The sequence below is a fragment of the Sphingobacteriales bacterium genome (assembly GCA_016700115.1).
Classification (GTDB): Bacteria; Bacteroidota; Bacteroidia; order Chitinophagales; family UBA2359; genus UBA2359.
Window position 1 is genome coordinate 5,257,740 of the sequence record CP064999.1, and the last position, 13,264, is coordinate 5,271,003.

Consider the following 13,264-nt stretch of genomic DNA (forward strand, 5'->3'; position numbering starts at 1 on the left):
GTTTATATTTGTCAACAAGGCTGCCACAAATATAAGATAAGACGGTCGTGTTTTTTCTTCTATATTATAGATATTTAAGCGACATTGACCAAATCTGTTGGCATAAACCCGTCTGCGAATTGAGTATTAAAAATTGAATCGGGCGATTTTCGTACCAATTTAATAACTGTTTTGACCGTAAAACGCGTATTACAGAGTATTTTGAGGTCTAAAATGCTAAAGTTAGGGTTATTGTATTTAACCTGATATTGTGCCTGCAAAATTTTAGCCGTCAAGGTAGCGGTAAAGCATAGATTAACAAAATTGGTCAGATTTTTCGAGGTGTAGTTTTTGAAATCGGATAGTCCGAAAAATTGTTTGGCATCCCGAAAGTCAAACTCAATCTGAAAACGCAAACTATAATAATCTATCATAGTTTGCCAGTCGAGGTTAGGGTCGGTGGTGCAAAATTTAGAGAAGGCTACTTTTTTGGGTTTTCAAATTGGTTATTTTTACTATCCCCACATTTAACAGGTTTTTGCTTAAGGATTTGTTGTAACAGGGCAGTTGCCATATCTGAGTAAGGAGACCATTTTCGGTTTTGGTGTCTTTCAGTTCTTGGTTATCAAGGTTGTTCAAATCTACTTTTTCTCCGTATTTTTGGGTCTTCCCCGATGTTTTGGGGCTACTGGGTCTGAGTAGGCATAGACGAGGGCGGCATTTACAGGCAAACGGGTAATCAGGTGAAGTCCGGTCTTTGTTACCGCAGAGAAATAATCTGCCGAGGCATAAGCACAGTCTGCTACCATATAGGTCAGGTTGATGCCCGGTAAGCACGAAAGCAACTTGTTTAACAAGGCGGTGAATGCCCGAAAGGATGCCGTAGGATTGGGCTGCTTGGGTCGGTTTTTGCTGCCTTGCTTCCTGCCACGAACCAAACATCTGCCTTCGGCACTGCGCCGCTTGCCAGCTAATGCCTTCTTTTTCTGTTCCGCTATCCGCTTCCTGTCCCCCTCTGTCTGTACGACTTGCTCTACCACCATCGGATATGATTTCCGTTTCCCCACAGCTATCAGAGAAGCACAAAAAAACAAATCCCGAATATGGGGCATTTCTGAATGCTGCTCCAAAACTTCGACAAACCATAGGTCTTGTCCCGACTTTTCCCTTCTACCACTTCGTCTATGGCTATAATATAATTCTCCTCCGGTTGATACACCCACTTCAAAAACAACTTCATACGAATGCGCTCCCACAGGTAGTCCTCTGACATAAAAAACGAAACCAAGTGCGAACAGAGTAGTTACTATAGCGGCATAAACTCCGTACACTTACTCCATATCGAATACACATAAAACAGTACAGAAAATCCCTTAATTGTAATATCTTTGCTACTGACAGGATGTCTTTATATAACTCTAAAGGCAGAATGTTGGGAGGCATATACTTTGATTTTGGGTTTGCAATTCGCAAAATTACAAAGATATCGCCTCCCTTCTTTTTTTTAATGTGTGGCAGCCATGTTGTGATTTTGAAAAAAAATTTTTCCGCCTTCGGCGGAATGACTGTTTCTGTTCTTTTGCCAATCAAAAAAAGCACCCTCCACTTCGCTACCGCTTCGTTCCGCTTTGCTTTTTTCGTTGGCAAACTCATGCCCTAACCTTAGCTTAAAGGAAAAAACCGGAAAAGCTAACCGTTAGAACTGCGGGACGCAACCAGGCGGAAGCCAAGGTCGTCGTCGCGGTTGTCGGGGTGGTAGTTGATGCGGTAAGCCACCCGGCAGTGCCGCGGATCGGAGTCCCAACTGCCGCCACGATACACGCGAAACGAGCCGCTATCCGGTCCTTTGGGGTTCAAGGTATGGCTTTTTTTGTAATAGTCAGAGTCCATCCAATCCCAACACCACTCCCATACATTTCCGCTCATATTGTATAAACCCAAAGCGTTAGGCTTAAAACTATCTACCGGTACCGTTTTGCCGCGGTATTCCCCTACTTCGGAATAAAGTTTTTTATAGCTTGCACTTGCATCAAAATTGGCTTCGGTAGCGCGCAAAATATTTTGCCCATTGCCAAAGCGCACCTTCTTACCCCCTTCCCGAGCCGCATACTCCCATTCTGCCTCGGTAGGCAGGCGGTAGCCGTTGGCGTTCCAAATAGGAATAATGGTGCTGGAAGCAAGATTATTAACATTACCCTTGATGTCATAAGCAGGGGTTAGCTTGTGTTGGCGGCTTAACCAGTTGCAATACTCCACTGCAAAATACCACTCTACGTTGATTACCGGTCTGTTCCCCCTTCCCCATCCCTTATCATCCGGCTTCTCTCTTCTTTTGGCTTCGCAAAAAGCATCATACTCCTCAAATGTTACGCAATACGCACTCATATAAAAATCGGACAGGGTTACCTGATGTACCGGTTTTTCCCTTTCAAATTCATTATCCCCCATCACATCGCCCATCATAAAAGTACCTCCTTTTATGAATTTCATGTGGGCGGGGAGGAGGATGCCCGATTGCTTTACAAAAATGTTCTCGAGTATTGTATTGATTACAATTGTGTCTTTTTCGTCAACAGGTCTTGTCTGCAAATCCATCAGATGGGTTTCCAAACGAGCTAACTCTTGCCTTTTCAGGGCGATTAGTTTTACGGTTTCATCTATGGTGGGTGGCAGTATCAGCTTTGTTACCGGGGGTTGCAATATATCGGTCAGCCCGGGCAGGCGGAGGGTCTTGGTTTGGATGCTTTCCTGTAGCTTTTGAAGGAGGGCGTTTATGGTGGGGTGGTCGAGGGTTTTTAGGGTTTGGATTAGCGGGGAGGAGGTTGGGGTTTGGAGGTCGGAGCGTGTCAGTATCAGGTTGTTGCCGATGTTGTATTTTTCAAACAAAGCTGGTTGTATGGCCAATCCCTGTAAGGAAACATTGATAACGGCAATGCTGAAATCGTCAATATGCAGGTCATAGTGTTGGTTGCCTCTAAGTGGATGTTGGTAATCGGTGCCTCCGAGTTCGCAAGGGCCAAACTTATTAAGCACTTCCAAATACATGCCGTCGTAGTCTATCAAGACCAATTCTCCCTGCGGCGTTACCAATATATTGTCGTGTTTCAGGTCGCCGTGTGCAATGGGTTGCGACAGCAACCAGACTGCCAAGCTCGAAAATTTTTCGCTGAGTTGTTGCAGGGCTCCGGTATTATTGTCTGTGCAATGTGTCCGCACTGCTTCAAACAAAGTAACTCCTTCTGCCCATTCCATAAAGACCACGGGGTATTCGCCTGCTCCTGCAATCTCGCTATCTACCCATAATTCGTTGGGCAGATAACGGTAGTGTACCCAGTAAGGTGAAGAATTGTTTTGCAAATAACCGGCAATGGCGGTCAATCGCTCATGTCTGTCGGGTGAATCTCTGTGAAAACACTTAACCGCATACAATTTGTCCGTTTCGGGGTTTCGCATTTTAAACACCACAGCAAAATTGCCCGATGCGAATTTCGGCTGACCCGGTGTTTCTTCTACCATTTCCAACGGCAGCAGGTCTTTAAAATTATCACCCGCAGCAATAACAGCTTGTTTGTATTCTAAAATTGAAGGAAAAGGCATAGGAGCTATTAAATGTCATTGAATGAAAAAGCATATATTTTAAAAACCCTTTTTAATTGTTTCGCATGGTTTGTTTCGGGGCAACAGGTTTTATTGTAGAGACAAGGCATGCCTTGTCTCTACAAAATATACAATGCCTTGTCTCTACAAAATACCATGACTTGTCTAAAGGATATATCAACCATAGTTCTCGGCACATAAAGGAATTTCTTAGTTGGTTTTTTTGGTTATGACCATTGTTGAAGGGTATAATACAAGTAAGGTATAATCATCGCGCAACAAACATCTTTGCTCGTAAGCGTCATACAATAACCGTTCAAAGTTTTTGGGGTCACGGGCAGCCTGCATCAATATTCCAAACCATTCTGAAAATCGCGGTCGGCTTTCGGTTTGCGAAACGGTTTCAATAATTCTCCCTAATCTGCCGCCGCATTGCCTTGCATTTTCCAGCCAAATTCGGTTTTTTTCATTTGCTTCAGAGAGCAAATACTGCACCCAAATCCACTGGGCTAAGGCATCGGAAGCCAATATCCAGCAGTCATCCGGCAGTAAACTGCCCGAATCTGCCGAGATTTGTAAATCAATTGTTTCCTGGTTTGCCCAGTTCAGCAAGTTGGGCAAAGCCTCCCACTGTTCGGGGGTTTGAAAATGTTTGGGTGTTTCCAATTGACCATTTGATACGTTATACCTAAAAATAACACTGTCCCCGACACATAGATAATTCCAACATGGGCTGCCGCCCTCTTTGTTTTCAAACAACCATAAGGCACAAAGCGTAGCGGCAGACCCTTCATTGTAAAATTTATTTTTCAGGAAAGTTTCATTCGACGGAAGGTTCCCTTCCGCTTTATTATAAAAGCTTTCCCACCATCCATTTAGCCAGTCGTCAATATCTGTTGCCGAGATTAAAGGCTTTTCAGGTAGCTGTTGCACCAAAGCCTTAGCCCATTCCGAAGTAAAAACCCCATATCCGCCTGCTCCGTCAGATAGACCTAAAATATAAGCGTTTCCATCAGACGACTGCTTATAACGGGCGTAGTCCTCATTGGGGCGTTCCTGTCCGTTATCGGCTATATCATTGTGGGGTTTTACCGCAGTTTGCCAAACTATCTTATGACCGGCAAATACATCGCACATCAGGAATGTTTAATTTGATTTTGTACGGTTATTGTACCTACGTCTATCATTTTTATCAACTCTCCGACTCCCGATTTAAAACTCATTCCGACAAAGTTAATATCTGAACTAATACTTCTTTGTTTTTTGATTTCCTGTTGGTATTTCTCCGGCAAAATACTGGACATTCGGAATAATAACTGGGCGTATTTATCATCGGGTAGATCGCTTTCTGTAGTCGGAAAACAGAGAGCATCCCCATCGTGATCTTCAATATGGCAGTTAAACAGCAGCACATTTCCGTCATTGGTTGACAAATCTTTCAGTGAATTTGCCGCATCTAACAACTTTTCGTTTGTAGCATCTGTAGCCGCACCGTCTGTAATATTAATAACCGTAGGAGGATAACTGTCTTGATTTTTGCCGACCCACTCCTTCAATAAATTGGTTGCCTTTTTAAGCGCATCGCACATGGGGGTTTGATTTGCCGCAATCGCTTCAAACCACCAATGCTGAGTTTCTTCCTGTTCTTTTTCACCCCCGCCACGAACTTTCTTAATAACCTTAAATGTCTTGATAATTGCTTTTTGTTCAAGTTCGGAGAGGCTAAGCCATACTGTACCATTGATGCTTTTAGAAATAAAATCGGCACTTTTGCTGTTTTGTCCGTATCCGATAACGGCAATGTCAATGTAGTTGCCTAAACCGTAATCTTTTTTTGATTTACTGATTATTTCCTCCAAAGTTTGGTTTAAAATTCGCGCAACTGCTGTTGCTTTATTTAAAGTACTGCCCCTATACTGCAATCCACCGGCACTCATTGACCCCGATTGGTCAATCAAAAACACGATTGCAGTAGGCCGGTCGCGTCTTATTTCTGCATTGTATTTTCCTTTTTTCAACAATTGGTTTCCTGTTTTAATCAGATTATTCCCGGTAGTCAGGTTGTTGCCCGGAGTTGGAACAATAGGATGTTGGCTCATGTTTTTTTTGTTTTTTAAAGATGGTGCAATTTAATTTTATTTAGAGTAATCGCGAATCTTAATGTAAGTGCTTTTTATTACTGAAAAGTAAGTTGTGCATTACATTTAAAACAATAATGTTAACAATTCTTTTTTTGTCATTTGGTGGTGATTTGAAATTTCGGTTAAAATATTAGATAATGTGCCTATGCTTATAGGGTTGTGCATTGGTATAGTTATATGATGTTGTCCGTTTAAATGGGTAGTCAGCCTTAAATGACTGCCGGTTTGTCTGGTTACAGTATAGCCTAATACAACGAGAACTTGTGCAAGTTCTTTGCCATTTACATTACGAGGCAGTTTCATACTATTATCAGCTCTTGTTTAACAAAGTGCAATCTTATCAAAGCCGGTTTATTGTTTTCCTCAAAATGGCATAAAACGGCATCGCGCACCATTTCTCTGAGTTCGGGTAAGGTATCGGCTTCGGTATAAATACCATACCCTAATGCCCTTGCCGTGAAGGCATTTTCGGGTGTTTCTTCTACTATAAAAATTATTTCGGTATTGACAGGATGTTGACTCATATTTGTTTCGATTTTCTAAGGTGATGTAATTGGTTTTCCAATTGTTGTTTGGCATTGGCAAAATAGGCATCCCAATCGTTGCCGATATGTATAATCGTTTTATAGGTTTCGGAGTTTGTGAGTTCCGCAATTTCTTGTATAAGTTTTTGCAATGCTTGTTTCAGATAGGCTATTCTTGCCCGGAGTTGGTCTTTTTGGAGTTTGCTGTTGTCGGTTGGGGTAAAGGGTTTGCCTTTTTCGAGATAGTCCAAAATCTTTTTGACCTGTTCAATATCTTTGGCTTCGTAAGCGGCTTGCAGTTCGACAAAAATATGATGCGCTTTTGCCTTCAAAGCATCATCTTGAACGGTATCGGGATGGCAAAGCTTAACTGCTTTTTTGTAGAGTGCTTTCAGCAGGTTTTCGTCTTCGGGGTTTAGGTAGGGTGTTTCTTTTCCCCGCGCCTGCGCATATTCCTGATGCGCCTGTCGGAATTGGTTTTTCAGGTCTTCGTAAGCCTGTTGTTTTTTTTCGTTTTCAGGGGCATGTTTGGCAGCCTGTTCCGCCTGTTCGGTTTGGAGTTCCATGATTTGCAGGATCAGTTCGCCCAATTCAAGCTGATAGCGTTGGTTAAAGGCTTTAATCAGGGCTTCTAATTCGGTTTTTTCGTCGCGCAAAGCGTTTAGCTGCATTTCGAGCGTTTTTAGTTCAAATTGCAGTTCTTCTAATTCGTAGTCTTGGTACTTGGCAAGTGCGATGAGGTGTTGCAGCCAATTTCCTATGAGTGTTTCTGCCTCCTGATGCATGTTTTGGTGCAGACATTCTTCAATTTTAAGCCACTCGGAGGGCATTTCTATTAGGAGTTGTGCGGTTTTATTGCGTTGCAGCAAAATATCATCTGTGTCGGACAAGGCAAGGGCATTGCGCAGCATTTCGAGGCGTTTGCACAAAATACTTGAATCGGCCTTGTCGCTTATTTTACCTCCGTATTTTTGTTTCAGCCGGTTGAAATTATTCACATAATCTGCAATAATATCAAGGTCATTGCTTATAATGATAATGTTTTCATCGTTTTGTTGTGCTTGATACGTCCAGTTATAGGAACCGGTAATCACGGTATGTGTATCAATTATGCAATACTTGTTGTGCATTTTCCGGTAGTCTTCCGGTTTCATAAAAACAACTTCGGCATTGTTTGTCTGTATCAACCGCTCCAAGTCTATATTTCGTGCATTGTTGTTAATGTCGTCGTTGAGCAGTAACAATTCTACTTTAGCACCGGCATTGGCCATTTGGCATAGCTGCTCGTATAGGTTTTGGTCGGTAAGCCAGGCCATTGCAAGGCGAATGTATTGTTTTGCACCCTGAATTTCTATACTGAGATGGTGTTGAATATTGTCGAATATAGCTCGAATTTGAGGCATGAGCAGATTTTGGTTAAAGATAACGTTTTTTTGTTGATGATACCTCTACCCTACCCTGTCTGTCATAGCATTTGCACCGTTGTTTACATTCCCATAGACCACCAAAGGATTTAATACCTAAAAAGTGAAACAGTCCAGCGTGTTTTATTTGCCCTAAGTGTAAAGTTAACCCCGATAACTGCGACAAACCAATAAAAAGCAATCGCAATAAAATATGAGAACCGGATTTATCTTATTACTGCTGCTCTTATCTGCTTTTTGCAAAACAGAGCTGCAAGCACAAAATAATCCTCAGACCGAGGTGTGGACATTTGAACAATGTACGGATTATGCACAACAACATAATGTGCAGGCGATGCAACTGCAACTGCAAACAGAATCGGCCGAAATCAATCTTCAGCAAAGTAAATACAACCGTTTGCCAAATGCCAATGCCAATTTTTCGCATGGGTTAAACTATGGGCGAAGTATTGACCCTTTTACCAACACTTTTAATACTGAAGCCATTCAAGCCTCTCAAATTCAAGTGGGAAGTAACGTAGTTTTATTTAATGGCTTGCGCCAGAAAAACACGATTGAACAGAGAAAACTTGAACTTGAAGCAGCAAACTGGGATTTAAAAGACCTGCATAACAACCTTGAACTGAATGTTTTATCGGCTTATTTGCAAATACTGCTTGCTCAGGAACAATTTCGAATATTGGAACAACAGGCCGAGGTAACCCAACGACAATACAAACAAACTGAAAGTTTTGTGAAAGCAGGAGCGCTGCCCGCCGGCAATCTGTTAGATATAGAAGCACAGATTGCCAACGACCGGCTAAATACGGTCAATGCCCGTAATGCCATTGCCACTGCTTATCTCGGACTGTCACAAATCCTCAATTATTACCAACCTTTTGAAGTGAAAAAGCCAAATATTGCAGCTTTGGCTTTGACTGCGATCGAACAAATATCGGCCGAACAGGTCTATGAAGCGGCGTTAAGCTCTCAACCTCAACTTCAAAGTGCGCTGCTTCGAACGCGGGTTGCCGAGCAAACTCTGAAAGTGGCAGAAGGTGGTAAGTATCCCACCGTAACCTTATCGGCAAATTTGAGTTCTCTGTATTCAAGCCGTGCAGAGGAGTTGATTATTGGCAGTTCTTTTGATACCCTCCTGACCAATTATTTTACGCTGACCGGAACTCCCATTGTCAGCCTTACTCCTGAATACACGTTAAAGAAAACCAACTACCCCAAGCAACTTTGGAACAATTTGGGTGGTTTTGTCGGCATCAATGTTTCAGTGCCTATTTTTAATCAATATCAGGTTAAAAACTCCATAAAACTTTCGCGGATTGGCGTATCTAATGCAAGACTCAATCAGGAAAATGCCAGAAACACCCTGAGACAACAAATTGAGCAGGCTTATCTCAACGGCCGCTCGGCAGCTTTGCGCTATGAGGCCTCGCAAACCAACGTTGCAGCATTGGAACAATCGGTCAATCAAACTGAAAAGCGCATGAATGCAGGAACTGCTACTTCGCTGGAATATCTGAATATAAAAAACAACCTTACCGTTGCCCAACTAAATCTGGAATCGGCGAAATATGAATATTATTTCAGACTAAAAATTCTCGACTTTTATCAAGGCAAACCGGTTGTTTTGGAATAATTATACCACTTCAATATCTAAAAAAACCCACCCCTAACCCCTCCAAGGAAGGGAATTTAAAGAAGTATGTCAGTAATTGATGGTTTAAAATTAAATCATAGTTGGTATTAGAGTGCTCATTTAAGCGCACAAAAAGAGTGGAAAATAAAAAAACACCTGACAGATATAGTGCAAAATTGCAACCAATTCTGTCAGGTGTTTTTTATGAATAAGTAGTATTAAACAACCCTAAACTTTAGAATATTTATTCTGTTTCCAGTTCTTTGTCTTTTCCATTAAAGTCGAAGGTCAAAGAAAAACGGAGCGTGTTGTCCAAAGGATTGCGCTGACCGCTGACCGGAATTAAATAAGAGAAATTAAAACCAAATACGCTATATCTCAAGCCAAGTCCAACCGTTAAAAATTTGCGGTTGCCTTTGTATCTATGTTCATTAAAATGTCCAACCCTTACTGCAAATTGCTCGTTATACCAATATTCTGCACCAATAGAATACATTAGCTCCTGAAATTCTTCTTTTGCACCTCCGGGAGCGTCTCCAAAAGAACCGAACATACCACTAAGCAATGGTTTTTCGCGAGTATCAGGCACTAAGTTGTTGTTGGTGTCTAAGGTATCAGGGGTAGGAACCATTAACTTGTTGATATCGGCAGTAACCATGATGGTGTTATGGTCATCTAATCGCATTTTTAATCCGGCACCGATACCCATGTTAATAGGTATGAAATCCCGGGTATCATCGTTCAGATAAGAAACTTTGTTTCCGATATTTGAAAAAGCGGCACCCAAAGAAAGGGTACTTCCGCCCGGTGCAAAATTGACAGGCGTTTTGTAGTAAAATCCTATGTCGGCTGCAACAGCCTGAGCCGCTTTAACAATATTTCCACTACCGACTTCCTGACCTCTTGCAAGGTCTGATCTGACATATTTAAGGGTAATTCCGGTAGAAAATTTTTCAGAAAGTCTTCGCGAATATCCAAGGTCGAAAGCAAATTCGTTGGGATTGTACTGACCTGCGTCATTGCCTGTAATATCGGTAAAATTTATATTGCCAAGTGAAAAATAGCGCATAGAAAAACCCAATGCCTGAAGGTCATCTATTTTGTAATATCCGGTCAGGTATGCAATAAATATATCGTCCACCAACTGTCGAAGCCATGGAGTATAGGTCAGGCTAACTCCTACCATATTTGGTGCAAATGCCAGTTTAGATACATTATGATAGAGCGAAGCGGCATCTGCATCCGTAGCAATACCCACATCACCCATTCCTCCGGCTCTTCCGTCGGGGTTAATGCGCAAAAAAGGAATGGAAGTGAAAACCGTATTTACTCTTCCGTCCAATTGTCCGGGAGTGGTTACTTGTGCATAAGCCGATTGTGCTAACCCTGTAATCAGGACAAACATTAAGACTACTAAGCAAATCAAATTTCTCATATAAATAATACTATTACGAGTTTGGTAAAAAAATAAACAACGTGTAATACTTTTTACATAGGCATTTAAAACAAGTACGTTGTTGGGATATTTTGTTTGAAGTTCAGTTAACAACTTGAGGTTAGTCGTTGAATGAAAGATTATTTTTAATAAATAGCAGTTCTAACACTATTTGTTTGTTATAGCGGACAAAGGTAAACATAAAATTGTATAATGGTGTGCAGGAAAGGCGGGGTAAAAGCAATATTTTCGGTCATTACGGCAATCAGACCGATTTGGGTGTTAAAGGGTTGCATCCTTTTCCCAATCACCGTGAGTTGGTTTATCTTGCTTTTTGTTCCTCTTCGGTGAAAAAACAAATCCGGTTACTTTTTTTTAAAAAAATGTGTGACCTTATTTTAGATGTTCGTCCTAAGTGCCGAGTTGAGTGTAGTGATTTGAAATGATTAGGGCATCGCAAACAATTGCGATGCCCTTTTTTGTTGACTTTATTCGTTGTTTGACAGGAAAGCGTTTTTTAAAAAAAAGACTGTTATGGACGGATTGGGCTAAGACCAATAGTTCCGATATTTGGCCTTGTCAGATTAAAATCTGACAATGAAACTGTTCCGCTCAAGTTACAATCTGCATTCCGGTAAGGATTTAAACCGAGCAATTGGGTGAGGTACGTATTTAAGTCGGAATAAGAAATAATGCCGTCTGCATTCAAATCACCGGCCCGAAGAGCATAAACACCCGGCCCCACATTTGCCATTTGAGTAGTCGCAGCCTGAGCTATAGTTGAATTGGTAAAATTGACTGCTATAGCGTTTGGCAATTGAACAGCATTGGCAGTGATGACACCTAAATGGTTTCGGTGTTTTATGGATACATGATAGTTGGTTCCTGCAGTTAGTGCATAAAAGTTCACTCCATTTGAAGTTCCGTTAACATCCACTACATTGCCATTGCTCAGTAAAAAGGCAGCTTTTCGTTCGATGATAAATGTTTTATCAACTGCATCTCTGACTTCCACCAATACCCAATCAACCGTATTGGCAGGAAGTGCATTGTAATTTTGCACGCTCTCTGTGCCAAAATAATTCCAGGGCGGGTTGTTAAAAGGTTGAGACAGTGGGATTTGTTGATTGGTACTTAAATTGGTAGTCATGCTCCCACCTGAATAAGCTCCTTCTAAAAATGCAGTTGCCCTAACTGTAACCGGAGTATTATCATTAACAGTTACTGAAAGGCTGTAATTGCTTTTGCTGATAGCACCGGAGACTAAAATCCAATAGGTGCCGGCAGGCAGGCAGGTCGTAAATGGTGTATTCAGTGAATTGTTGTTTGTTGTATTGAGACAACCGGATGCAAGTGAAGTCGCACTTTCTACTAAAATGCCGGGGCCGGTCGCAATAACAGCGCCTTGATCATCCGTAATTTCAACATCCGGACAGGTTAAATCGCTTAAGATACTGACATTTACATTGCCTGTTCCGGCCCAGGTCAGTAAACGGGTTTCAATCTGGTTGCAAGTGTATGGCAAAGTAACCTGATAATAGGCAGTTGTACCGGGATAAGTTCCGGGAGTTCCGCCGCACGGCAGATTCTCAAAAGTATAATAACCGCTATTTTGTGCTGATTCGCAAAGGCAACCGCTTACATTTTGTGTTTGAGACGTTCCGGTATTTGGAAAAGTTAAGGAGTTAGGGTCGCCACACATGAAGCCGGGTTTATAGGTAGAGATTTCAAAACAAATAATACCCGGAACATTATTAAAGGTTTCTAACTGCATCCAATACTGTGCCCCTGTTACTGTGGCAGCAGTAGCACCTAAGTCTGCATTCATTATTAAGTCTTCAATTTGGTCGTTTGTCGGAACGCTGCCTGCAGTAAGCACGACCTGTCCGCCGTAATCAGGGTCTGTATAATCTGAACAAGTCAGACTTTCACCCAAATAACCATCGCTACAGTTAATAGACAATGCAACTGGAATAAAACCAAAAAAAACGGTGCCTTGAACATCAACATGTAAGGCCAAAGTAGGATTGTTGTTTGGAAAGCCCGGATAGTTTTTCCATGCCATCACCAAAGAACCATCATAGTTGGGGATATTGGTATATGGGTTGGAAAAAGTCAGCCAGATATCATCTGTCAAGACTCCTGAACCACAAGGAGGAACGGGTGTTCCTCCTGTTGCAGGAGTCATATCAATACATACCTGACGGCATTGATTGACAGCCGAAGACAAATTATAAGCAGAAGTACATACATCGGGAGTTGTGGCAACAACCTGACTATAAGTACCACATTGTGCAGGGGATTTGACCGGTAAAATTAACCATGTAATTACTAAAGTCGCTGCCCAAATCTTAAGGAAAGTTAAACTGTTTTTTCTGTGATTTTTAAAATTGAGTTTGTAGTGATTGTTCATTGGTTTTTTTTGGCGCAAGTTACGAACTTAACCATCAAATAACATAGATAAAAACCTAAATCAAAGCAACATTATCGTAAAAACAGACACTCCTTGCTATCTCTGTTCTAAAAATCTA

The 13,264-nt window shown here is 41.7% G+C and carries 11 protein-coding genes; 1 reads left to right on the forward strand and 10 read right to left on the reverse strand.

Going from position 1 to position 13,264, the window contains the following annotated elements; genetic code table 11:
- Positions 1-74: 74 nt before the first annotated feature.
- The 8 genes from IPM47_18815 to IPM47_18850 all read right to left on the reverse strand — a co-directional run bounded on the left by IPM47_18815 (position 75) and on the right by IPM47_18850 (position 7,644).
- Positions 75-413, reverse strand: a complete 339-nt coding sequence (locus IPM47_18815; protein ID QQS28868.1) for a hypothetical protein — start codon at positions 411-413, stop codon at positions 75-77.
- Between the two features lie 207 nt (positions 414-620).
- Entirely contained in the window at positions 621-1,310 is a 690-nt protein-coding gene (locus tag IPM47_18820) for a transposase (GenBank protein ID QQS28869.1), read from the reverse strand.
- A gap of 358 nt (positions 1,311-1,668) precedes the next feature.
- Complete coding sequence (locus tag IPM47_18825) at positions 1,669-3,576, reverse strand: SUMF1/EgtB/PvdO family nonheme iron enzyme (protein QQS28870.1); 1,908 nt, start codon at positions 3,574-3,576, stop codon at positions 1,669-1,671.
- 210 nt (positions 3,577-3,786) lie between these two features.
- A complete protein-coding gene (locus tag IPM47_18830) occupies positions 3,787-4,713 on the reverse strand; it encodes a hypothetical protein (protein ID QQS28871.1) in 927 nt (308 codons plus the stop codon).
- The gene (locus IPM47_18835) at positions 4,713-5,675 is read right to left on the reverse strand and encodes a VWA domain-containing protein (GenBank protein QQS28872.1); all 963 of its coding nucleotides are present in this window, start codon (positions 5,673-5,675) and stop codon (positions 4,713-4,715) included. The genes IPM47_18830 and IPM47_18835 overlap by 1 nt, the downstream gene beginning before the upstream one ends.
- 105 nt (positions 5,676-5,780) lie before the next feature.
- On the reverse strand, positions 5,781-6,020 hold the full coding sequence (locus tag IPM47_18840; protein QQS28873.1) for a type II toxin-antitoxin system HicA family toxin: 240 nt from the start codon (positions 6,018-6,020) through the stop codon (positions 5,781-5,783).
- Positions 6,017-6,241, reverse strand: a complete 225-nt coding sequence (locus tag IPM47_18845) for a 2-oxoisovalerate dehydrogenase (GenBank protein QQS28874.1) — start codon at positions 6,239-6,241, stop codon at positions 6,017-6,019. Before IPM47_18845 ends, IPM47_18840 begins: the two co-directional genes overlap by 4 nt.
- Positions 6,238-7,644, reverse strand: a complete 1,407-nt coding sequence (locus IPM47_18850) for a DUF1669 domain-containing protein (protein QQS28875.1) — start codon at positions 7,642-7,644, stop codon at positions 6,238-6,240. Before IPM47_18850 ends, IPM47_18845 begins: the two co-directional genes overlap by 4 nt.
- Before the next feature lie 214 nt (positions 7,645-7,858).
- On the opposite strand from IPM47_18850, the gene IPM47_18855 reads away from it, so the two are divergent.
- Positions 7,859-9,298, forward strand: coding sequence for a TolC family protein (locus IPM47_18855; protein ID QQS28876.1), 1,440 nt, complete (start codon positions 7,859-7,861; stop codon positions 9,296-9,298).
- A 244-nt stretch (positions 9,299-9,542) separates the two neighbouring features.
- On the opposite strand, the gene porV is transcribed toward IPM47_18855, so the two are convergent.
- Both porV and IPM47_18865 read right to left on the reverse strand, forming a co-directional pair.
- Positions 9,543-10,733, reverse strand: a complete 1,191-nt coding sequence (gene porV / locus IPM47_18860; protein ID QQS28877.1) for a type IX secretion system outer membrane channel protein PorV — start codon at positions 10,731-10,733, stop codon at positions 9,543-9,545.
- 532 nt (positions 10,734-11,265) lie between these two features.
- Positions 11,266-13,146, reverse strand: coding sequence for a hypothetical protein (locus tag IPM47_18865; protein ID QQS28878.1), 1,881 nt, complete (start codon positions 13,144-13,146; stop codon positions 11,266-11,268).
- Positions 13,147-13,264 lie beyond the last annotated feature (118 nt).

Excerpts from the sequence above, each read along its gene's own strand:
- IPM47_18815 (QQS28868.1), bottom strand. The coding sequence starts at position 413 with ATGATAGATTATTATAGTTTGCGTTTTCAGATTGAGTTTGACTTTCGG.
- IPM47_18825 (QQS28870.1), bottom strand. The coding sequence starts at position 3,576 with ATGCCTTTTCCTTCAATTTTAGAATACAAACAAGCTGTTATTGCTGCG.
- IPM47_18830 (QQS28871.1), bottom strand. The coding sequence starts at position 4,713 with ATGTGCGATGTATTTGCCGGTCATAAGATAGTTTGGCAAACTGCGGTA.
- IPM47_18835 (QQS28872.1), bottom strand. The coding sequence starts at position 5,675 with ATGAGCCAACATCCTATTGTTCCAACTCCGGGCAACAACCTGACTACC.
- IPM47_18840 (QQS28873.1), bottom strand. The coding sequence starts at position 6,020 with ATGAAACTGCCTCGTAATGTAAATGGCAAAGAACTTGCACAAGTTCTC.
- IPM47_18845 (QQS28874.1), bottom strand. The coding sequence starts at position 6,241 with ATGAGTCAACATCCTGTCAATACCGAAATAATTTTTATAGTAGAAGAA.
- IPM47_18850 (QQS28875.1), bottom strand. The coding sequence starts at position 7,644 with ATGCCTCAAATTCGAGCTATATTCGACAATATTCAACACCATCTCAGT.
- IPM47_18855 (QQS28876.1), top strand. The coding sequence starts at position 7,859 with ATGAGAACCGGATTTATCTTATTACTGCTGCTCTTATCTGCTTTTTGC.
- porV (QQS28877.1), bottom strand. The coding sequence starts at position 10,733 with ATGAGAAATTTGATTTGCTTAGTAGTCTTAATGTTTGTCCTGATTACA.
- IPM47_18865 (QQS28878.1), bottom strand. The coding sequence starts at position 13,146 with ATGAACAATCACTACAAACTCAATTTTAAAAATCACAGAAAAAACAGT.